Below are 20620 nucleotides of genomic sequence, written 5' to 3'. Positions count from 1 at the left end.
CAGACCCAGACACATTGAAGGACAGCAGCATGAAAATCGACGGTTACAGCATGGCGACGCTTGGCGCGTTCGTCGGCCAGGAGTTGGGCATATCGGAATGGGTCGAGATCGATCAGGCGCGCATCGATGCATTTGCAGACTGCACGGACGACCACCAGTGGATCCACGTGGACGTGGACCGGGCGGGTCGCGAAAGCCCGTTTGGCGGCACCGTCGCGCACGGTTTCCTCACGCTTTCCCTGCTGGGCGGCCAGCTGACCCGCATGGGCATCGTCCCGGTCGATGCGAAAGCGGCCGTGAACTGCGGGCTGGAGAAAACGCGCTTCCTGACGCCGGTGAGGGCCGGCGCCCGGGTGCGCAATCGTGTGAAGCTGCTCGCGGCAGAGGACAAAGGCGAAGGCCGCATCATGCTGAGGACGGAGAACACCATGGAGATCGAGGGCCAGACCCGGCCGGCTCTGGTCGCCGAGTCGCTGGCATTGCTGGTGGCCTGAGGAGAGAAACCATGGAAATGACGAAGCAACGTACAGGCAAGGCCGGCAAGCCAACCAAGGCCAATCGGCCGGTCTTGCCCGACAGCGGTGGCGCCATCGCCGCCGTCCCCAATCCCTTTGTGGGCCTGCGCCCGGAGGATCTGGCTTCCACCGCCCACCAGATCGGCACGCAATGCGTTCAGGAGCCCGCGCTGCTGCTGGAACAGCAGACGCAACTGGCGCATGACCTGCTGCGCGTGCTCGCCGGCACGGCCAGTGCCCCGCCAGCCCGCGACCGTCGCTTTGCGGACAGGGAGTGGCATGACAACCCGCTGTTCCGCATGCCGCTGCAGGGCTACCTTGCGTGGCGGGATGCCGCGGCCGGCTTTGTCAGCCGCTCTGTCATGGATGCACGCAGCAAGGAGCGCGCGCAGTTCTTCACATCACTCGTTTTCGATGCGCTGGCGCCGACCAATATGCTGTTGGGCAACCCGGCGGCGCTCCGGGAGACTTTCGAATCGGGCGGTCTCAGCCTGCTCTCCGGGATGACCAACCTGCTGACCGATGCCCTGACCAATCAGGGCATGCCTTCCCAGGTCGACAAGGGCGCGTTTCGTGTTGGCAAGGATCTGGCCAAGACACCGGGAACGGTGGTTTTCCGCAATGACATACTCGAACTGATCCAGTACACGCCCGTCACGGCCAAAGTCCACGCTCGCCCGCAGCTTATCGTGCCGCCCCAGGTCAACAAGTTCTATGTGTTCGACCTCGCTTCGGGCAAGAGCATCGTCGAGTACCTGGTGGGGCAGGAATTCCAGGTGTTCATGGTGAGCTGGCGCAATCCGACTGCCGCGCAGCGCGAGTGGAATCTCGACACCTACGTGGCGGCGCTGATCGAAGCGATCCATGCCATCCGCGATATCACCGACAGTGATGATGTGAACCTGCATGGCGCCTGCGCCGGCGCGATGACAATGGCGGCGCTGATGGGCTATTGCGCAAGCCGTGGCGAGAAACTGGTACATGCCGCCACGCTGATGGTGTCCGTCTTCGGCCTGGACGAGCAGTCTCAGCTAGGCCTGTTCGCCACGCCGGAGGCCGTTACCACCGCGCGGCAAAGCAGCCAGGCGAGGGGTGTGCTCGACGGCGAGGAACTGGGCCGGGTATTCGCATGGATGCGGCCCAATGATCTGGTGTGGAACTACTGGGTCAACAACTACCTGCTTGGCAAGGCGCCGCCGGCGTTTGATGTCCTGTACTGGAATAACGACACGACGCGGCTGCCCGCAGGATTCCATTGCCAGTTGCTCGACATCCTCTCGGACAACCTGCTTGCCACCCCGGGCGCGCTGACGGTGCTGGGCGAGCCCATCGATCTGTCGAAGGTCGCCTGCGACAAGTTCGTGTTGGCCGGCGTCACCGACCATATCACCCCGTGGCAGGGCGTGTACCGCTCCGCACGTGCCTTTGGCGGACAGACCGAATTCGTCCTGAGCTCCAGCGGCCACATTCAAAGCCTGATCAACCCGCCCGGCAACGCGAAGGCGAAGTTCTTCTTGAACGGCGACGATACGTCCGACCCGCAAGCCTGGCTGGACGGCGCCGAGGCCACGTCCGATTCGTGGTGGAACCACTGGAGCCAGTGGCTGAAGCAGCGGTCCGGCCCGAAGCGCAACGCACCCTTGGCGCCTGGCAACGCACGCCACGCACCGTGCGGCGAAGCCCCCGGACGCTACGTGATCGAAGCCTGACGCCCGGCCATGTCGCAGTGTTCCCAGTTTTTCAACGCAACCTGAATGGAGACCATGAAGATGGAATCGACCAACACCGCGGGCGCGTTCGCCCCGCACAAGAAGCTGTTTGACTTCGTCAAACACAACCGCCTTGACCCGGTGGCGATCCTGGAGTCCCGTCGCAAGGACATCGAGGCGCTGGCCGGCGTCAATCTCGCGCTGCTGAGCGGCCTGCAATCGCTGGTCCGTCTGCAGGCCGAGTACCTGAGTGGCACCGCAGCCGATCTGCAGTCGCTCGGCACGCCGAAGCAGGGCGATGACGCCAAGGCTTCGGCTGTGCGCGTGACCGACCTGCTGCCGCTCAGCCTGAACAAGGCCGTGACCGGTCTGCGCGGCCTGACCGACACCGTGTACAAGACGCAAGCCGACAGCTTTGCCGTGGTCGGCAAGCGTTTCGCGGAGAACGTGGAAGAAGTGAAGAGCATCCTGCGCCCCAAGCCGTAACCCCCGCGGCACGGCCTCCCCGGGCCGTGCCGTCCCGCCCGCTTCAGGGCAATGCATCCAGGACGACTTGATGACAATAAACGGTGCCAGCGTTGAATCTGGCCACAAGATGGCAATCCGGACCGTAGACCTGGATGGACAGGTGCTGCGGGTCGGCATCCGGCCCGGCAACGATGCGGGGCCGCCGCTCCTCATGTTCAACGGTATCGGCGCCAATCTCGAACTCGTCGAACCGTTCGTCGATGCGCTCGAGGGTGTCGAAGTGATCATCTTCGATGTCCCCGGCGCTGGCGGTTCTCCCGCGCCGCTGCTTCCCTATCGTCTGTCCAACCTGTGCGTGCTTGCGGACAAACTGCTTGGTCATCTCGGCTATGAAGGGCAGGTCGACGTGCTCGGCGTTTCCTGGGGCGGGGCGCTCGCGCAGGAGTTCGCGCATCTCTACCCGATGCGCTGCCGGCGCCTTGTGCTGGCGGCAACGTCGCCCGGCGTGATCATGGTGCCGGGTAGCGTGTCGGTCCTCTCGAAGATGATCGGCGCGCGCCGCTATAACGACCCGGACTACCTGCGGCGCGTGGGCGCCGATATCTATGGCGGTGCCTTCCGCGACGATCCCGGATTGCTGGAAGCGCACGGCCGGCATATGCATCCGCCGCGCGGCCGCGGCTATGTGTACCAGTTGCTGGCGGCATGGGGCTGGAGCAGCCTGTTGTGGCTCGGCGCTCTGGGCCAGCCCACGCTGGTCATGCACGGCTCCGACGATCCCATCGTGCCCCTGGTCAATGCCAGGATCCTCGCTTCGCGCATTCGACATGCAGCGCTCCACATCTTCGACGATGGACACCTCTTTCTCCTGACTCGCGTCAGCGAAGCAGCGACGGTGGTGCTGCGTTTCCTGCGTCAGCCTCAGGCCTGACGCAGTGGCCCCCCGGAATCCGGGAGGCCACCTTTGTCAGATTCGCTTTAGTCAGAATTTGTGACGCAGGCCTACGGCTGCACCGATCATCGTGCTCTGCCCGTTGCCAAGGGCATAGCTGTTGCCCAGCGACAGGCTGTTGGCGTAGACGGTTGCCAGCGATTCGAGCATCAGGCCGGCGTTCCTGGCGAACGCCGTGGTCACATAGACATCGGTACGCTTCGAGAACGCGTAGTTCGCGACGAAGGCGATCTGCCATGGGTTGGCCACTTGCGTGTTGCCGTACAGACTCTTCACGTTGTCGTAGTTGTATTCGAGCGTGAGGCCCACGGCAGGGGAGACCTGGTAGATCGCACCGATCCAGTAGAAATCGTCACGCTGAAACATAACGTCCGCCGCATTCGTGTTTCGACCCCAGCGATAACCGCCCATGATCCTGGCCGGGCCGTAGGCGTAGCTGGCGCCGACCACGGCCTTCCTGACGGTGCCACTGCTCGTATCGATGGTCGGATTCCACTGGTCGTAGCCGATGGTGAGGCCAATCGGACCCGCTTCATACGCCACGGCAGCCCCGTAGGCGGAGTCGCGCCGAAACTGGCCAGGCACCTCGCCATTGCCACCAATCGGCGTTGCGATGCCGACCGTCGCGGGCAGGGCCACCCCGACGCCAAAGGACCAGTGTGCAATTGCCTTCACCGGGCCAAACTGGCCGCTGTACTTGATGGTGTTGTCTTCGCGGAAATTCGGGCCCGATTGCAGGATGATGGGCTCGTACTGCGTGGCATAGGCGGTCGGCGAGTAATTCGCGAGCATCTCGAACATCGAGGTGTACTGGCGGCCAAAACTTACCTGGCCATAAGAACTCTGCAGGCCCACCAACGCCTGGCGGCCGAACAGCCGGCCACTTTGCTGCGAGGTGCCGGTCTCCAGATTGAAGCCGCTTTCCAGGACAAAGATGGATTTCAAGCCACTACCGAGGTCTTCAACACCACGCAGGCCCCAACGCGACCCGGCCAGTCCGCCCGAGGTCATACGGGCGACGTCATGGGATGGCCCGCGATTGAACTGATTGAACGCCGTAGGTACAACGCCCAGGTGATTGACATACTCGACGTTCACATCCGCCACACCGTAGAGCGTGACGCTAGACTGCGCAAATGCCGCCCCAGAACACAGGGGCAGCGATGCGATGGCGATGTTCTTCAGTTTCACCCCGGTCTCCTCCCATCGTCTTGCATGGAGATGCGACGTCGGACCCTCCCATGGCACTCATCATAGGAGAGTTGGGGAGGGCGGTCAGGTCTGTGCCTGCGAGGCGCGCTCGGTCTCGATGCGACGCAGGTCGGCGGCGTAGTACTTGCGCCCGATCGCGAAACACAATGTGGCGCACAGGCCGGCCAGCGGAATGATCTGCAGGGCGCCAAGCAAACCGATTCTGTCGGCGAGCAGTCCCGTCACAAAGGGACCGGGCGCCAGGCCCAGCAGGTTGTTGGCGAGCGTGAGCGTGGCGAAGGCCGTCGCGTGAATGCTGGGATGCGTGAGGTTGGCCACCACGGCGCTCGCCGGTCCGGCCGTACCGCCGACCAGTAGCATGCCGGCAAAGATCAGGACCATTTGCGTCGTGCCCGCCGGCGTGTGGAAGGCCGCCACGAGCAGCACGCAGCTGGTGGTGCTGTAGGCAATGGCCATCAGCCACTTGCGGGTCGGGGCATTGCGGGCGGCCCAGTCGGTCAGCGCACCGCAGGCAATCATGCCTGCGCCGGCCGCCAGCACGAAGCCTGCGGCTGTCAGGCCTGCACGGTCCGTCGCCATGCCGTAGTAGCGTGACAGGTAGCTCGGCATCCACGCAAGCAGGGCGCCCGTGACCAGCAACTGCATGGCGCTGCCGACATAGGTACAAAGAATCGAAGGGGCCGAGAACAGGGCGGATACCAGGGGCCGCAAAGCCAGGCGTTTGGGTGCTCCCGCGTCGCCCTTGTCCTCGCCAATCCGCGCGCGCTGCGCCTTCAGGCGCGGTTCCGTCACCACGAAGCGAAACACGGCTACGAGTATCAGGCCGAAGATGGCCATCGCGGCGAACGCCCAGCGCCACCCGAGATGAGCGGCGAGGGTGCCGCCCAGGGCCATTCCCAGGACCGATCCGAACGGGCCGCCGGCAATGAACGCGGCGCTCAGGCTGGAGCGCAAGCGGCGGGGAAATACCGACAGCACCATGGCAATGCCCACGCTGCCATAGGCGGCTTCGCCGACGCCCACGCACAGTCGGGCGATGAACATTTCGCCGAAGTTCGTCGCCACGGCACAGCCGAGCGTAGCGAGGCTCCACAAGCCGGCCATCAGCATGAGGCTCTTGACCCGGCCCCAGCGGTCCGCGAGGACAGACAGTGGCAATGTCAGGATCCCCACCATCAGCGCAACAATGCCGCCGAGCGCGCCGAGTTCCGTATCGGTCAGCGCCCATTCCTGCTTCAGTAGCGGAAATACGGCATTGAGCACCTGGCGCGACATGTAGTCTGACAGCAGCAGACCAAAGCCCAGCGCGAACACTACCCACGAGTAGTAGTGGAGTCCGACTGGCCTGACTGGATCTGCTGCCATGGTCGGAAATGTGGAACGTTGTTCGAGCATGAATACCTCAGAAGGATCACTTTGACGACTCCCGGCCACTTGAGCCGAGGCGCTGACGCGTCCTTCCATGGCGCTTGCCAACGTCCGGTCGCAACGGAAACAAGTATCTAGAATCAGTTGCGTACGGTTTGACCGTTCGGGACATGCATTTTGCTTTTCGGGATAGTCCGGGAAAACCTGAGGGCCCGGATGCCGTGTCCGGTGGTCCGACGCCGACTTCGGCGAACTGCACCGGGTCAGCTAGTATGAAATGCGACGAGGCGAATGCATCGAACTCGTCTTTTCCCTAACGACACGGTTGCCATGCAAGACAAGCCTGACACAACAACATTCGTGCCGTTCAGCGTGTTGCTGCGCGATGGACGGGAGGTGCTGGTTCGGGAGATTGCCGAAGACGACAGGGCTGGCCTGCTGGCGGCGTTCGACAGACTTTCCGCCGACGCGCGTTACACGAGATTCATGGCCGCCATGCAACAGCTACCCGAAGCCATGCTCGAGCACGCAACGCATCCGTCGCCGGAGTGCGAGCTTGCCCTGGTGGCAGTAGCCACCAAAGGCAAGGGCCCGTCTATTGTGGGGGGCGTGCGCTATGCCGCGGCGCCCGGCAACGATACCTGCGAGTTTGCGGTCACGATCGTCGATGACTGGCATGGGCTTGGCCTTGCCAGCCGACTGCTGAGCACGCTAATCGACACCGCTCGCCGCCGCGGTTACCGATCCATGGAAGGCTATGTCCTGTCATCGAACACCGCGATGCGGCGATTGGCTCACCGCTTAGGATTTGCCGACGTACCGTGTCCCGACGACACGACGCTGCGCGTGGTGACCCTTGCGCTGTAAGAGAGTGTTGATCGGGATGGTTGGAGGCAACGGAGTACGAATTGTATTTAACATAAGATAGATTATGCATCTGAACGATGTAGCGGCTACATGCTAATGTCGGACTGCAGCTAGATAGAAATGTCGCCCCCTTAGCCAAGGCTGGCATTCTGGCGGTTTCCCGTCTGCGCAAGACCGGAGGCCGCCATGCCGATGCCCGAGTCCATCACGATGACGATGCGCGAACTCGACCGATTCAAGGTGATTCAGGCCGTGGTCGAACAAGGCCTGCCGATATGGCGCGCGGCCGAGAAGCTTGGCCTGTCGCGGCGACAGATCGAACGGCTGGCGCTCCGATATCGCGAGGACGGGCCCTGTGGGTTGGGTTCTCGCAAGCGTGGACGCAGCAGCAGTCGTCAGCTTCCTCCTGGTCTGGAATCCCGCGTGCGCGGCCTGATCCGCGACAGCTACGCGGACTTCGGGCCGACTTTGGCGGCCGAGAAGCTACGCGAGCGCAACGGCACCCGAATTGGCGACGCAGACGGTCCGTCGGATCATGATCGACGCCGATTAGGCGCAGTCTATTCCCTCGCCGACATCCCCCTCGCCCACGCCCGACTCGAAAGTTCCGGCAACGGCCTACAGGGAAAAATCGCGATAGCGGTCGGACCGTTGGCGCAGCTCGACATGGAGAGGGCTCTCTGCGAATAGAACTCTGCCATTCGTCTCCATCACCTCTATTCCTTCGTCAAGGTCGTAGTTTGAGCAGTCATTGCGGACGGCGCTACCGGTTGATGGTGTATCTTGCCTGCTCCACGCTTTACCACCATCCAGCCACTACCGCTTGAGTGCTCAATGCTGATCTCCGTCATCTCCAACGGCCAATCACCAAGACCTCCCGGGCAATTTGAACCCGCCGTACCATGGTGGAGTTTTACTAAGACAGTATTGGCCGCGACAGCTCTGACACTGGTGCGAGACAGACTGCTCGACCTGGATACTTCACTTCCTGAAAGCGCATTCACCTTGCGCCAACTCCTGCGGCACGAGGCTGGACTCGCAGACTATGGCGAGCTTCCCGAGTACCACGCTGCCATTGCAAACCATGAAGCGGCATGGTCGCCAGACGAGATGATGCGCCGTCTCGATGGTCGCCGGCTTCGATACACCCCCGGAGCTGCCTGGCGCTACTCGAATGTTGGCTACATGCTCGTAGCAAGGCTTATCGAACGTGCGACAGACCAGCCGCTTGAAGAAGCCGTCAGGCGGCAGGTGTTGGTGCCTCTCGATATTTCGGCGGCTCGTTTCGCAACGGAGCGCACAGATATACACCGGGATTACCTCGACAGTTCGTTGAACTACGATCCGGCCTGGGTCTATCACGGATTGCTGATCGGCCCCGTTTCGCAGGCTGCTCTTCTTCTGGATCGTCTGCTCGCCGGAGAGCTTCTTCCCGCCAACTTGCTTCAGGATATGCAGTCGACACGGGCACTGGGTGGCCCGATCGCCGGGCGTCCCTGGATTTCGCCAGGATACGCTCTGGGTCTTATGCGAGGCGCTATCGGAGGCGGCTTGATCGTGGCTGGACATACCGGATGTGGGCCCGGAAGTGTCGTGGCGGTCTATCGTGGCGCCGTTGGTGAAGCCACGGCGTGCTGCGCAGTTTTCTCGCCGGGTGCAAATGAGGGGGACATCGAGGCGCACGTTGTCCAGCAGATACATGAGGCGCTGGAGAAAACGCGCTGAGGGCATTCTCCGGTCATGCCTGGCGTCTAGTGGATATCAGTCTCTGCCCATCCTGGATGCCCGCTTTGGGTTGGAACTACTGGGGCGTCAGCTTGATCGAGGCGGCCATCTTCCTAAGCCTCTCGGTCTCGTCGACGTAGAACTTCGCGGACGCCGCAAGGGTCTGTGGCTTCATCGGCTGCACGCCGGAGAGCTCAAGCGCCTTGATCAGTTCGGGCGATCGCAGCGCTTGCTGCGAGGCGTCCGTCAATACGCGGGCACGCTCCGCTGGGACACCGGCCTTGCTCATGACGCCCAGCCAGATCGAATACACGAACTCGGACTTGCGCGCGACGCTGGTTTCGGAGATGGCAGGCACGTCGGGCAGAGTTCGCATGCGCTGCGTGTCCAGCACCGCCACCGCCTTGATCTTGTGCGTTTCCAGCAACTGCGTGGAGGCACCGAGGTTTGGCAGAATCGTCATGTCAATCTGGCGACCGGTCAGGTCTGCCAGCATTGGCGTGGCGCCCTTGTACGGCACCTGCAGCATCTTGGCGCCGGTCAGCTGAGCCATGTATTCGGCGACGATGTGGTACATGGTCCCGTAGCCCGGATTGCCGAAGGTCAGGCTATTGCTACCTGCCGACTTGCCGGCCGCGATGATCTGTTCCAGCGACTTGTACGGCAGGTCGCTGCGCGTCATCACGACGAGTGGGTGGTTCGAGACCGGCGCCAGCAGAGTTAGTTCCTCTGACTTGTACTTGGCGCTGGCAAGCGCCAGCGGCGTCAGGATGGCCTCGTTGGGCGAGCCCATGATGAGCGTGTAGCCGTCTGCCGGACGGCTCAGCAGCCGCTGCACTGCCAGCGCGCCGCCGGCGCCGGGCAGATTCTCGATGATCACGGGCTGGCCGAGCGCCTTGGCCATTGCCGGCTGCATGGCCCGCGCCAGCACATCGGCGGGCCCTCCCGGAGGAAATGCGACCAGCATCGATATTGGCTTGGTGGGAAACGCGTCGGCAGCGGATGCCGGTGCGCCGGTCAGCGTCATCCCCAGGATGACGGCACTAAGCGCCATCCAGCGGTTGGCGGGGGGGTGTCCTCGGTCTTGCATCTCGTCCTCCACTTTATTAGACCTTCTCGCATCGATACGAGAACCGGTTGTGAGGGGATTGTTGGCCGGAAATTTTGTTCGAGATACAGCAATCCTTACACAAGATCGTTGCTCTGTGGGCAACGCAGAGCGGGAAGGACATGAAGGCGCGATCGGCCAGCAGTCGCCGCTTGAGACCGTGAGAGGCCGTTCAGTGTGTGGCGATATCGGCTATGCTCCGCAGCATCCGCCTTCATCCAGTCGTTCCTCCCATGGGCCATTCGCAAGCCTCCAGGCAAGCCACTCACGCACGCATTGTCACCATTGCGGCGCAGCGTTTCCGCGTGCACGGACTTCGCGGCATCGGCGTAGCGGACATCATGCAGGAAGCCGGGCTGACGGTGGGCGGCTTCTACAAGCACTTTCCCACACGTGAGGCGCTGGTCTGCGAGGCGATGGCCGAGGCGTTCCTCGATACCGACCAGTGGAGCCTGCGCCTGCGTGCAAATCTTCGGCGATCGTTGCGGGAATACCTTGGGGAATCGCATCGGGACCGGCGCGAAAACAGCTGCGGCATTGCGGCCTTCCTGAACGACACGGGTGTCAGCGGTGTGGAATCGCGTGCGTTGTATACGAATCGGCTGCGGCGGTTGGTGGAACTGATTGCGTCGCTGCTGCCGGAGGACGGAGCCAACAGGCAGGCCAAGGCGATGCTGGTGTATAGCGCGTGCGTAGGGGCGCTGACACTGTCACGCGCGGTGTCCGATGCAAAGTTATCGAGGGAATTGCTGAATGCCGTGGCGGATCAGCTGATGGCGGTGATTGAAATGCCCGACCGCTCCCCTGCTCCTCTCCCTGAGGGAGAGGAGCGCTAAGCTACCTACTGCACTTCCCAGCCACCTCCAGCCGCCGCAAAGATCCGCACCAGTGCCTTGCGCAAGTTCGCATCCGAGGCCGCCTGGCGTGACTCCGCCTCTAGCTGATCCCGTTCCGCTACCAGTACATCGAGCAGTCCCACATACCCATATCGATATTGCAGGCGCGCCAGTTCTGCCGCCTTGCGGTTCTGCGCCACCCCTGCCGTCAACGATGCATTCTTGACGTTCTCGTTCAGATACCCGGACAGCGCGTTCTCCATGTCCTCCAGCGCATCGAGCACAGTCTGCTGATAGCCGAGATAGGCCTGCGTCTGCCGTGCATCGGCCGCGTTGATCTGCGAGCGGATGCGACCGAAGTTCAGCACCGGCTGGATCAGCCCGGCGCCAATCCCCCACGGTGTTGATGAGAACGGCGATGCGCTCTGCGCCCCGAAGAAGGCCGTCAGCGAGATGTTGGGAAACAGTTCCGCCACCGCTGCCTTGCGCGCCGAGATGCTCGCTGCGAACTGGCGCTCCGCCACACGCACGTCGGGCCGCGTGGCCAGCACCGTTGCCGGGGCCGAGACAACGATGCCTGGATCGAGCGGTTGCCAGGCCGGCTCTCCGGCAAGCATCGCCGACAACGAGCCCGGCGTGCGGCCCAGCAGGCTCGACAACCTGTTCATCGCGCCGTCGTATCCGGTACGCAGCGTAGGCAGCAGCGACTCCGTTGCGGATACCTGTGCGGCGGCACGTTGTACGTCGAAGTTGCTCGCCAGCGCGCCCTGCTTCTGCGCCTCGATCAACTGCAGTGTGCGGCGCTGGCTGTCCAGGTTGCGTTCCGTGATGCCAATCTGCTGCGCGAAGTTGCGCAGTTCGAAATAGCTGCGTGCCACCTCGGCCAGCAGCGCCACGCGCACCGCCTGCTGGCTCGCTTCAGCGGACTGCAGCACCGCAGCCGCCTGTGCCGTGCGTGCCTGGTTGCGGCCAAACAGGTCCACCTCCCACGCGGCCGAGATCGCCACTTGATTGATCGTCACGGCCTGGTCATTGGTCACGAACCCGCGGTTGCCGCGCTCGGAGCTGGCCATCGCATTGACCTGCGGCGCCAGCGCCGATTGCGCCAACAGGCGGCCCGCGCGGGCCTCCGCCACCCTGGCTTTGGCAATCGCCAGTGCCTTGTTGCTGGCCAATGCCTCGCTCACCAGGGTATCGAGTGTCGGGTCGCGGAAGCGCGACCACCACGTCTGGTCTACGCCGGCACCGGCGTCGGCCACCAGATAGGCGTTTGCCGCCCCATTTCCGTCCTCCAGCTTCGTCCACTGCGGCGCAGGATCGATGCCCGACGACTGCGGCCCCACGGGTGCCGTGCAGGCCGCCAGCGCCGCAGCCGCCAGCGCCGTCATCAGCTTAAGCTTCAACATGGTGATGCACCTTTTCGGTCTTGGTGATGCGCTTCTCCAATGCGCGCGCCATCACATAGAAAATCGGGGTCAGGAACAGGCCGAAGAACGTTACGCCGATCATGCCGAAGAACACCGCCACCCCCATGGCATGGCGCATCTCGGCACCGGCACCGTGCGACAGCACCAGCGGCAGCACGCCTGCGATAAACGCGATGGATGTCATCAGGATAGGCCGCAGCCGCAGGTGAGCCGCCTCCACCGCCGCCGCAAACGTGGACTTTCCCTCGATCTCCAACTCGCGCGCGAACTCGCCGATCAGGATGGCGTTCTTGCACGCCAGCCCTATCAGTACGAAGAAGCCGATCTGCGTGAACAGGTTGTTGTCGCCCTTGGTCAGCCACACGCCCATGATGGCCGAGAACAGGCACATGGGCACGATCATGATGATGGCCAGCGGCAGGAACACGCTTTCGTACTGCGCGGTCAGCACCAGGAACACCAGCAAGATGCAGATCGGGAACACGATCAGCGCCGTGTTGCCGGCCAGGATCTGCTGGTAGGCCAGCTCGGTCCATTCGAACGTCATCTCGCCGGTCAGCGTGTCGTCCAGGATCTTGGTGATCGCGGCTTGTGCCTGCCCCGTGGAGTAACCGGGCGCCGGGCCGCCGTTGATATCGGCCGAGCGATAGCCGTTGTAGCGTGCGGCGCTCTCCGGCCCGCTGGTGTCGCTCAGCGTAACCACCGCGCCCAGCGGCACCATCTTGCCCTCGCCATTGCGCACCTTCAGTCGAAGAATGTCATCACGCGACGAGCGGAAGTCCGCATCGCCCTGTGCAATCACCTGATACGTGCGGCCGAACTTGTTGAAGTCGTTCACGTACAGCGAGCCCAGGTAGATCTGCATGGTCTTGAAGATGTCATCCACGTCGATGCCCAGTTGCGACGCCTTGGTGCGATCCACATCGGCAAATAGCTGCGGCGTGGTGACGTTGTACGTGGAGTACACCCCGGCCAGCTCGGGCGCCTTGCGCGCTTTCTCCAGCACCGTGTTGACGGTCTTGCTCAGCGCCAGGTAACCCACATCGCCCCGATCCTCGATCTGCAGCTTGAAGCCGCCCGTATTGCCCAGCCCTTGCACGGGCGGCGGCGGAAACACAGCGATGAACGCATCCTTGATGGCGCTGTACTTCTGCTGCAGCGCGCCGGTCAGGGCCGGACCGGACGAGCCGATCTCGCGCATCTCCTCGAACGTCTTCTCGCCGAAGAACACGGTTGCCGACGAAGAACTGTTGATGAAGCCATTCAGCGACAGCCCCGGGAACTGCACCGCATTGCGGAAGCCCGGCTCCTTGGCGGCGATGTCGGTCATTTGCCGCACAACCGATTCGGTTCGCTCCAGCGTGGCACCATTCGGCAGCTGGATCAGGTTGACCAGATATCCCTTGTCCTGGATCGGCACGAAGCCCGACGGCACCTTGCTGAAGCCCAGCACCGTGGCCCCCAGCAGCACGAGGTAGATGGCGATCGAACCGCGCTTGCGATGCAGCGCGCGCGTCACGCCCCCGCTGTACGCCTCGGAACTGCGGTGGAAGAATCGGTTGAATCTGGTGAAGAAGCCACCAAGCAGCCGGTCCATGAAGCGCGTCAGCCGGTCCTTGGGCGCATCGTGCCCGCGCAGCAGCAGCGCCGCCAGTGCCGGCGACAGTGTCAGGGAGTTGAAGGCCGAGATCACCGTGGAGAACGCAATGGTCAGCGCAAACTGGCGATAGAACTGCCCGGTCAGGCCGCTGATGAAGGCAATCGGCACGAACACGGCGCACAGCACCAGGGCGATGGCGATAATCGGACCAGTCACCTCCTTCATGGCCTTGATGGTCGCATCGCGTGGCGAGAGCCCGGTGGCGATATTGCGCTCCACGTTCTCCACCACCACGATGGCATCGTCGACCACGATGCCGATGGCGAGCACCAGCCCGAACAGCGACAGCGCGTTGATTGAGAACCCGAACGCATGCATCGCTGCAAAGGTGCCCACCACGGACACGGGCACCGCCAGCAGCGGGATGATCGCTGCACGCCAGGTCTGCAGGAACAGGATGACCACAAGTACCACCAGCACGATGGCTTCGATCAGCGTATGCGTGACGGCGGTGATCGAGTCGCGCACGAAGGTCGTGGGGTCATAGGCGATGCGGTACTCGAGCCCCTTGGGAAACCGCTTGCTCAGTTCCTCCATCCGTGCCCGCACATTGTTCGATATCTCGATGGCGTTAGCGCCCGGCGACTGGAAGATCACCAGTGCCAGCGCCTGCTTGTTGTCCAGCAGTGCGCGCAGCGCGTAGTCGCTGGCGCCAATCTCGATGCGCGCCACATCCTTGAGGTAGGTAACCACCCCGCCGTCGCGCTTGACAATGATGTTCTCGAACTGGTCGACATCGGACAAACGCCCCTGCACGTTAACCGGCAACTGGATCTCGACGTTGTTCGCGTATGGCGCGGCACCAATCACCCCTGCCGCCACCTGGATATTCTGCTTGCGGATGGCGGCCACCACCTCGTCGGGATTCATGTTGCGCTCGGCCACTTTTTGCGGGTTGAGCCAGATGCGCATGGCGTAATTGCCCGAGCCGAACATGTTGATCTGGCCGATGCCGCTGATCTTGGCCAGTTCGTCCTTCACGTTGAGCCGTGCGTAGTTGCGCAGGTACAGCATGTCGTACTGGTCATTGGGCGAGACCAGGTGCACCACCATGGTCAGGTCGGGCGAACTCTTGACGGTGCTGACGCCAAGCTGGCGCGTCACGTCCGGCAGGCGCGGCAGTGCCTCATTGACGCGGTTTTGCACCAGTTGCGTGGCGAGGTCGGGATCGGTGCCGAGCTTGAACGTCACGGTGAGCGTCATCTGGCCATCGCTGGCGGCCTGCGACGACATGTAGAGCATGTTCTCCACGCCGTTGATCTGCTCCTCGAGCGGCGTGGCGACGGTTTCGGCAATCACCTTCGGATTGGCGCCCGGAAACTGCGCGCGCACCACCACCGACGGCGGTACCACTTCCGGATACTCGGAGATCGGCAGCTTGGGGATGGCGATCAGCCCAGCCAGGAAGATGATGATGGAAATGACCGCCGCGAAGTTGGGCCGATCGACGAAGAATTTCGAGAGATTCATGCTGTCACTCCGCCAAGGGCGGCGTGCCCCGCGCCGGGCCCGCCGATGCCGTCTTCACCGCCTCGGGAGCGGCCTCCCTCGGGGCGACCACGACATCGGGGCGGACGAACTGCAAGCCCTTGGTCACCACGCGGTCGCCCGCGTTGAGCCCGCTCAGCACGATATGCCGGCCATCGACGCCCGCGCCGAGCGTCACTTCGCGATAGACGATCTTGTTCTCCGGCCCCACTACGAAGACGAACTTCTTGCTCTGGTCGGACCCCACCGCCACGTCCGGCACCAGTAGCGCACGGGTGTCTCCGCTACCGGCCAGGCTGATGGAGACGAACATGCCGGGCACTAATGCGCCGTCCTTGTTGGCAAAGCGCGCTCGCGCGCGGATGGTGCCGGTGTTCACATCGATGCTGTTATCGAACGTGTAGATCTTTCCCTGATAGACGTGTTCGGCATCGCCCTGGAGCCGCATGTCCACAGGGATCTGCTGTTCCTTGATTTGCGTGTCCGCGTGATTGCGGATGGAGCGGACATAGCTCTGCTCGTCCACCTCGAAGTCCGCATAGATCCCATCGTTGGACACGATACGCGTGAGCACCGGCGCGTTGGGGCCCGGTTGCACGAGGTTCCCCACCGTCAATTCGGCACGACTGATACGGCCCGCGATGGGTGCCTTGACGTAGGCATAGTCGAGATTGACGCTGGCCTGCCGCAACGCGGCATTGGCGGCCAGCACCGCCGCCTGCGCCATGCGGTACTCGTTGCCGCGCTGGTCGTGCACGCTCTTGGGAATCGCCTCGGCGGCGATCAGGCCCTTGGCGCGGTCGTACTCGGTGGTGGCAAACTCCGCCCGCGCACGCGCCGAGGCGAGGTCGGCACTCGCGCGCGCCACGGCGGCTTCGTACGGCCGCGGATCGATCACGAACATGACCTCGCCGGCGCGTACGGACTGACCGTCGCGGACCTTCACTTCCACGATGCGCCCGCTCACCTCGGGCCGCACGAGCGCCTCGTCCACCGCCTTGAGTCGCCCGGAGAAGCTGGTCCAGACGCGCACGTCCTCCGGCTGCAGCGACTTCACGGTCACCTCCGTGGGCGCAGCGGCGGCCGGCGGTGCGGCGGCGCTTGTTTCGGTCAGCGCCACACTGGCTGCCAACCCGGCTGCCACCATGACGGCACCGACGCCCGCCAGCACCGGTGGACGGCGGAAAATGGATCTACGTTGTTCCATGACTTCACTCCTGCGAAGCGTGTCTTTGTGGATGGGATGTTCGTTGCGCGCGGCGCGGGCCGGCTTCGGCAGCGTGGAGACGGCGAGCGAAGAACGCTGCCACGTCGGCCAGCGCGCCGGCATGGGTCACGATCGACTGGTGTGACGCCTCGGCGTAGCGGGTGGTCTCGGTCGGCACGCCCGCCGCAATCAGTTCGCTGGCGTAGGTCTCGCCTTCGATGTGGCAGAGGTCGCGCGCGGCGCTCACGATCAGCGTGGGCGGCAACCGTTGCAGGCGGCGCGACTCCAGCGGCGCCACGTAGGGGTGCAAGTGCTGGAGGACGTCAGGCAAGTAGGCGCGATAGGCCATGGCGCAGTCGCTCGCCGAGAGATCGGCCCCAACCAGCCTCCCGCCATCGGCCAGCCGGGTCATGCTGGGGTCGAGTAGCGGGGCAATCAGCGCTTGCGCGAGCAGCGTCAGGTCCTTGCGGTCACGCGCCATGGCCGCGATGCCAGCCGCGAGGTTGCCGCCGGCATCGTGACCTGCGATACCCATGCGGCGCGCGTCACCGCCGTAGGTGCCCGCATTGGCCAAGGCCCAAAGCCCTGCCAGATACCCGTCCTCAAGCGGTACAGGAAACGGAAACCGGGGCGACAGCGAATAGCCCACCGCAATCACCACGGCTGGGGTGGCGGCGGCAATGGCCCGCGCTGCCGCGTCGGCGCACGCCACACTGCCCTGCACGAAACCGCCGCCGTGCAGGTAGAGCACCACGGGAGGCCGGACGTCCAGTCCGACCGGCACGTAGATGCGCAAGGGAATCGGCTGCACGTGACCCGCAATCCGCACGCTTTCCACGCGGGTCGTTACAGGAGGGGATTGGCCATTCGGGACCATGAGGGGCTGCCTGGAATTGCAAATGCTGCGATGCACGAAGTCTGGTACATTGCGAACTTCTGGTAAACGTTCATAATCCAGAACACAATTTGGCGTGACCGAACAATCCGGCCCGTAACGCACCAGGCGTTCCGGTCCGGCGCACCAATGAAGGGCAAGACGATGGATAAGGTCCAGGCAATGGAAGTCTTCACGCGCGTGGTGGAGATGAACAGCTTCTCGCGTGCGGCGGAGGCGCTGGGGTTGTCGCGCACGTCGGCCACCACGATCATCCAGGGACTGGAAGCGCACTTGCGCGTGCGGCTCATCAACCGCACCACGCGGCAGCTCAGGCTGACGCCCGAGGGCGCCGACTATTACGAGCGCTGCATGCGCATCCTCGCGGAGATTGCCGAGACCGAGGTGGCCATGACGCGCTCTGGTCAGGGGCCGATGGGCAGGCTGCGCGTGGAGATGCCGGCGGCCATCGGCCGCGCCATCGTCGTGCCGCGGCTGCATACGTTCCACGCGCGTTTTCCCGACATCGAACTGGTGGTGGGCTATGGCGACAAGCTCGTGGACCTGATCCAGGACGGCGTGGATTGCGCGATCCGCGTCGGACCGCTACAGGACTCGAGCCTGGTAGCGCGCGGCCTGGGCGACATGCACCTGGCCACCGTGGCCAGCCCGGCTTATATCGCCCGCCATGGCATCCCGCGTACGCTGGCCGACCTGGCGCACCACACCGCCATCCATTACTTCTCCAACCGCACCGGGCGCACGCTGGACATGAACTTCATCGTGGACGGCAATCCGGTGGAGGTGGCGATGCGCGGCCGCGTCAGCTTCAATGACGCCGATGCCTACGTGGCGTATGGCCTGAGCGGCGCCGGCATGCTGCAGGCGCCCCGCTTCATGGTGAAGGAGCACCTGCGCAGTGGCGCGCTGGTGGAGCTATTGCCGCAATGGCGGCCACGGCCGATTCCGATTGCGGCGATCTATCCGCAGAACCGGCATCTCGCGCCAAAGGTGCGGGTGTTCGTCGACTGGGTGGCGCAGATGTTTGAATGCTGCCCGCTGCTGGCGGCGGATGAAGGCAAGTGTCCCGATGCGATGCCGCTGGCAGGCGCATCCGCTCGCGTGCCGGCCGCGGCCCCCGCGATAGCACACGAGCACGAAGCCGTGCTGTAGGGCGCCAGCGTCCCTAGCGCAGCGGCGTGGCGAGTTGGACCAGACCGTCCGCCACGTTGTCGAGGAGGTCTTGCGAGTACGCGGGATCGCTGACGGCACGGGACAACCCCATCGCACCGACGAAGGCGGAGAGTTGAAGCAGCGCCATCGCCCGTGAATCGGCGTGCGCTTCCGCCTTGTTGAGTCCTTCCAGGAAGTCCAGCACGCGGTTCACCTCGAGCGTATAGGCATCGCGTGTGGTCGGGTCTGCGTGCGCAATGTCGTGCACCAGCGCCACCAAGGGGCAGCCAACACCGGGGGCGTCCCGGTGCGCGGCATTGAGGTAATTGCGCACCGCACTGGGCGCATCAGGCGATCCTGCAGCCCACTCATCGAGACTGCGCGCGGCGATATGGACGACTTCGGCCAGCATTGACTCGCGCGACGAGAAATGCCGGTAGAACGCCCCCGGCGTAATACCTGCCTCGCGGGTGATCTCAGCCAGCCCGATCCCTGAAAAACCATGCTCGCGGAAGCGCTGTGCGGCGACGGCAAGTATGCGTTGACGCGTAGAGGCCTTCGTCTCCTTCGAGTGTCCCATGTTGCATGCAGTGATTCAGCGGTTGGCAATATGGCACGCATTGTCGCGCGTAAGTCTCAAGTCAGCAATCATGACGAGATCCACTGCTCGCTGGCCTTCTTGGGTTATTCGGCGAACAGGTCGGGGCCGAAAACCTCGTAATGAATATGCGACTCACGAATGCCCAATCCCTTCAGCGCGTCATGCTGGAGCCGCATGAATGGAATCGGGCCACAAATGTAGTAATCGGCATCGGTCAGCAATATCGAATCCTTGATCGCCGCCACGTCGATTAGCCCGGCAAAATCGTAGTCGTGATTGGCGATATCCTCCGGCAGTGGCGCATCGTAGAACACGATCAAATCGAAATTTGGAAATGTCCGAGCCGTCTCGCGCAGCCGGTCGCGCATGGCGTGAACGCTCCCATTACGGGCACCATGCACGAAAACTACATGCCGCTGCGGGTCCTGGATCGCCTGCGTCAGCATGCTGACCATCGGCGTCAGCCCTACGCCGCCGCTAATCAGCACGATGGGCGTGCGCGCATTGACGTCGATATGGAAACTGCCATAAGGCGCTGCCAACCTGACTTCATCGCCGACATTCACGTGGTCATGCAGCAGGTTCGATACATAGCCCGCAGGCTGCGGCCCGCCCCCTTCACGCTTGACCGAGATCCGGTAGCTGCGGCCATTCGGCATATCGGACAGGCTGTACTGACGAATCTGCTGCATACCCAGTGCAGGCACGTTGATGGCAACGCTGGTGTACTGGCCGGGCTCAAAGTTGACCACCGGCCCGCCATCGACGGGTTCCAGAACGAATGAGGTGATAACGCTGCTTTCCGCGTCCTTTGACCGCACGACAAAATGCCGCCAGCCCGTCCAGCCCCCGTCCTGTGCCCCCGACCGCTCATACAGATCGCTTTCCATCCCCATCAGCACATCGGCAAGATTCCCATACGCCTGCGCCCATGCCGAGATAATGTCGTCCGTCGCTGCACTGCCCAAGACTTCCTTGATCGCCGCAAGCAGATGCTCCCCGACGATAGGATATTGCTCGGGACGAACACCCAGACTCGCATGCTTGTTCGCAATATTGGTTAATACCGCCATCAGACTGCTCGGATCCTCGATATTTTCCGCATAGGCATAAACCGCCCGCGCCAACGCCTGCTGCTGCTGCCCCCGCTCCTGGTGAGCCATGTTGAAGATGTTCTTCAACTCAGGATGGGCCTGGAACATGCGCGTGTAAAAGCACTTGATAATGTCGTAGCCGTGCTCAGCCAGGACGGGAGCGGTGGCCTTGACGATGTCTTTGGTTTTTTGGGTGAGCATGGGGGATCTCCTTGGGGGCAGGTCAAGCGGCTTAGGCGCTTGAACAGCATAGGAGACGTGAGGCGGAGCGGTGAGGCGAGGCTTATGCCATCGCCGCTGGTCGAGTCGTCCGTCGGCCGGTTGCGGTCCTGCTGG

17 protein-coding genes and 1 pseudogene are annotated in these 20620 nt (G+C 63.3%); 9 read left to right on the top strand and 9 right to left on the bottom strand.

What is annotated here, in order from left to right; genetic code table 11:
- Positions 1–29: 29 nt before the first annotated feature.
- The 4 genes from AC1DEL_RS23235 to phaZ all read left to right on the top strand — a co-directional run bounded on the left by AC1DEL_RS23235 (position 30) and on the right by phaZ (position 3623).
- Positions 30–494 (top strand): MaoC family dehydratase, encoded by a 465-nt coding sequence (locus tag AC1DEL_RS23235; protein ID WP_441593052.1) that lies wholly within the window; start codon positions 30–32, stop codon positions 492–494.
- 11 nt (positions 495–505) lie between these two features.
- Positions 506–2224 carry an alpha/beta fold hydrolase gene (locus AC1DEL_RS23230; protein ID WP_477125928.1) on the top strand — a complete coding sequence of 573 codons (1719 nt, stop codon included), beginning with the start codon at positions 506–508 and terminating at the stop codon, positions 2222–2224.
- A gap of 60 nt (positions 2225–2284) precedes the next feature.
- On the top strand, positions 2285–2710 hold the full coding sequence (locus AC1DEL_RS23225) for a hypothetical protein (protein WP_092300747.1): 426 nt from the start codon (positions 2285–2287) through the stop codon (positions 2708–2710).
- A 70-nt stretch (positions 2711–2780) separates the two neighbouring features.
- A complete protein-coding gene (phaZ, locus tag AC1DEL_RS23220) occupies positions 2781–3623 on the top strand; it encodes a poly(3-hydroxyalkanoate) depolymerase (RefSeq protein WP_092300448.1) in 843 nt (280 codons plus the stop codon).
- A 51-nt stretch (positions 3624–3674) separates the two neighbouring features.
- Here phaZ and AC1DEL_RS23215 read toward each other — a convergent pair whose 3' ends face one another.
- Together AC1DEL_RS23215 and AC1DEL_RS23210 are read right to left on the bottom strand one after the other, a co-directional pair.
- Positions 3675–4835 (bottom strand): porin, encoded by a 1161-nt coding sequence (locus tag AC1DEL_RS23215; protein ID WP_477110637.1) that lies wholly within the window; start codon positions 4833–4835, stop codon positions 3675–3677.
- Positions 4836–4919: 84 nt separating this feature from the next.
- Positions 4920–6251, bottom strand: coding sequence for an MFS transporter (locus AC1DEL_RS23210; RefSeq protein WP_092300442.1), 1332 nt, complete (start codon positions 6249–6251; stop codon positions 4920–4922).
- Between the two features lie 303 nt (positions 6252–6554).
- Between AC1DEL_RS23210 and AC1DEL_RS23205 the strand changes: the two genes are divergently transcribed.
- From AC1DEL_RS23205 to AC1DEL_RS23195, 3 genes and pseudogenes are all read left to right on the top strand, one after another.
- The gene (locus AC1DEL_RS23205) at positions 6555–7091 is read left to right on the top strand and encodes a GNAT family N-acetyltransferase (RefSeq protein WP_092300744.1); all 537 of its coding nucleotides are present in this window, start codon (positions 6555–6557) and stop codon (positions 7089–7091) included.
- A 186-nt stretch (positions 7092–7277) separates the two neighbouring features.
- Positions 7278–7442, top strand: a pseudogene (locus tag AC1DEL_RS23200) (helix-turn-helix domain-containing protein); the annotation flags it as partial.
- Positions 7443–7925: 483 nt separating this feature from the next.
- Positions 7926–8816 carry a serine hydrolase domain-containing protein gene (locus AC1DEL_RS23195; RefSeq protein WP_477125929.1) on the top strand — a complete coding sequence of 297 codons (891 nt, stop codon included), beginning with the start codon at positions 7926–7928 and terminating at the stop codon, positions 8814–8816.
- 76 nt (positions 8817–8892) lie between these two features.
- On the opposite strand, the gene AC1DEL_RS23190 is transcribed toward AC1DEL_RS23195, so the two are convergent.
- Positions 8893–9906 (bottom strand): tripartite tricarboxylate transporter substrate binding protein, encoded by a 1014-nt coding sequence (locus AC1DEL_RS23190; protein WP_477105428.1) that lies wholly within the window; start codon positions 9904–9906, stop codon positions 8893–8895.
- 212 nt (positions 9907–10118) lie between these two features.
- On the opposite strand from AC1DEL_RS23190, the gene AC1DEL_RS23185 reads away from it, so the two are divergent.
- Positions 10119–10760 (top strand): TetR/AcrR family transcriptional regulator, encoded by a 642-nt coding sequence (locus tag AC1DEL_RS23185; RefSeq protein ID WP_441593089.1) that lies wholly within the window; start codon positions 10119–10121, stop codon positions 10758–10760.
- 5 nt (positions 10761–10765) lie between these two features.
- On the opposite strand, the gene AC1DEL_RS23180 is transcribed toward AC1DEL_RS23185, so the two are convergent.
- Genes AC1DEL_RS23180 through AC1DEL_RS23165 form a run of 4 tightly spaced genes read right to left on the bottom strand, consistent with a single transcriptional unit; the run spans position 10766 to position 17353 of the window.
- The gene (locus tag AC1DEL_RS23180) at positions 10766–12166 is read right to left on the bottom strand and encodes a TolC family protein (protein ID WP_477125930.1); all 1401 of its coding nucleotides are present in this window, start codon (positions 12164–12166) and stop codon (positions 10766–10768) included.
- Positions 12153–15317 carry an efflux RND transporter permease subunit gene (locus AC1DEL_RS23175; protein ID WP_477125931.1) on the bottom strand — a complete coding sequence of 1055 codons (3165 nt, stop codon included), beginning with the start codon at positions 15315–15317 and terminating at the stop codon, positions 12153–12155. The genes AC1DEL_RS23180 and AC1DEL_RS23175 overlap by 14 nt, the downstream gene beginning before the upstream one ends.
- A gap of 4 nt (positions 15318–15321) precedes the next feature.
- Positions 15322–16542, bottom strand: coding sequence for an efflux RND transporter periplasmic adaptor subunit (locus AC1DEL_RS23170; protein WP_477125932.1), 1221 nt, complete (start codon positions 16540–16542; stop codon positions 15322–15324).
- A 4-nt stretch (positions 16543–16546) separates the two neighbouring features.
- Entirely contained in the window at positions 16547–17353 is an 807-nt protein-coding gene (locus AC1DEL_RS23165; protein WP_454757817.1) for an alpha/beta hydrolase, read from the bottom strand.
- A 228-nt stretch (positions 17354–17581) separates the two neighbouring features.
- Between AC1DEL_RS23165 and AC1DEL_RS23160 the strand changes: the two genes are divergently transcribed.
- Positions 17582–18589 (top strand): LysR family transcriptional regulator, encoded by a 1008-nt coding sequence (locus AC1DEL_RS23160; RefSeq protein WP_092296823.1) that lies wholly within the window; start codon positions 17582–17584, stop codon positions 18587–18589.
- Positions 18590–18602: 13 nt separating this feature from the next.
- Here the strand turns inward: AC1DEL_RS23160 and AC1DEL_RS23155 are convergent, their stop codons facing one another.
- Both AC1DEL_RS23155 and hmpA read right to left on the bottom strand, forming a co-directional pair.
- Complete coding sequence (locus AC1DEL_RS23155) at positions 18603–19169, bottom strand: TetR family transcriptional regulator (RefSeq protein ID WP_477125933.1); 567 nt, start codon at positions 19167–19169, stop codon at positions 18603–18605.
- A 104-nt stretch (positions 19170–19273) separates the two neighbouring features.
- Positions 19274–20485 carry an NO-inducible flavohemoprotein gene (gene hmpA / locus AC1DEL_RS23150; RefSeq protein WP_092296285.1) on the bottom strand — a complete coding sequence of 404 codons (1212 nt, stop codon included), beginning with the start codon at positions 20483–20485 and terminating at the stop codon, positions 19274–19276.
- Between the last annotated feature and the right edge of the window lie 135 nt (positions 20486–20620).

The organism is Cupriavidus sp. 10L43_2, from assembly GCF_056395265.1.
This window is presented reverse-complemented; position numbering and strand designations above follow the sequence as displayed.

Coding starts and splice junctions, on each gene's coding strand:
- AC1DEL_RS23235 (WP_441593052.1), top strand. CDS start 30: ATGAAAATCGACGGTTACAGCATGGCGACGCTTGGCGCGTTCGTCGGC.
- AC1DEL_RS23230 (WP_477125928.1), top strand. CDS start 506: ATGGAAATGACGAAGCAACGTACAGGCAAGGCCGGCAAGCCAACCAAG.
- AC1DEL_RS23225 (WP_092300747.1), top strand. CDS start 2,285: ATGGAATCGACCAACACCGCGGGCGCGTTCGCCCCGCACAAGAAGCTG.
- phaZ (WP_092300448.1), top strand. CDS start 2,781: ATGACAATAAACGGTGCCAGCGTTGAATCTGGCCACAAGATGGCAATC.
- AC1DEL_RS23210 (WP_092300442.1), bottom strand. CDS start 6,251: ATGCTCGAACAACGTTCCACATTTCCGACCATGGCAGCAGATCCAGTC.
- AC1DEL_RS23205 (WP_092300744.1), top strand. CDS start 6,555: ATGCAAGACAAGCCTGACACAACAACATTCGTGCCGTTCAGCGTGTTG.
- AC1DEL_RS23195 (WP_477125929.1), top strand. CDS start 7,926: ATGCTGATCTCCGTCATCTCCAACGGCCAATCACCAAGACCTCCCGGG.
- AC1DEL_RS23190 (WP_477105428.1), bottom strand. CDS start 9,906: ATGCAAGACCGAGGACACCCCCCCGCCAACCGCTGGATGGCGCTTAGT.
- AC1DEL_RS23185 (WP_441593089.1), top strand. CDS start 10,119: ATGCTCCGCAGCATCCGCCTTCATCCAGTCGTTCCTCCCATGGGCCAT.
- AC1DEL_RS23180 (WP_477125930.1), bottom strand. CDS start 12,166: ATGTTGAAGCTTAAGCTGATGACGGCGCTGGCGGCTGCGGCGCTGGCG.
- AC1DEL_RS23175 (WP_477125931.1), bottom strand. CDS start 15,317: ATGAATCTCTCGAAATTCTTCGTCGATCGGCCCAACTTCGCGGCGGTC.
- AC1DEL_RS23170 (WP_477125932.1), bottom strand. CDS start 16,542: ATGGAACAACGTAGATCCATTTTCCGCCGTCCACCGGTGCTGGCGGGC.
- AC1DEL_RS23160 (WP_092296823.1), top strand. CDS start 17,582: ATGGATAAGGTCCAGGCAATGGAAGTCTTCACGCGCGTGGTGGAGATG.
- AC1DEL_RS23155 (WP_477125933.1), bottom strand. CDS start 19,169: ATGGGACACTCGAAGGAGACGAAGGCCTCTACGCGTCAACGCATACTT.
- hmpA (WP_092296285.1), bottom strand. CDS start 20,485: ATGCTCACCCAAAAAACCAAAGACATCGTCAAGGCCACCGCTCCCGTC.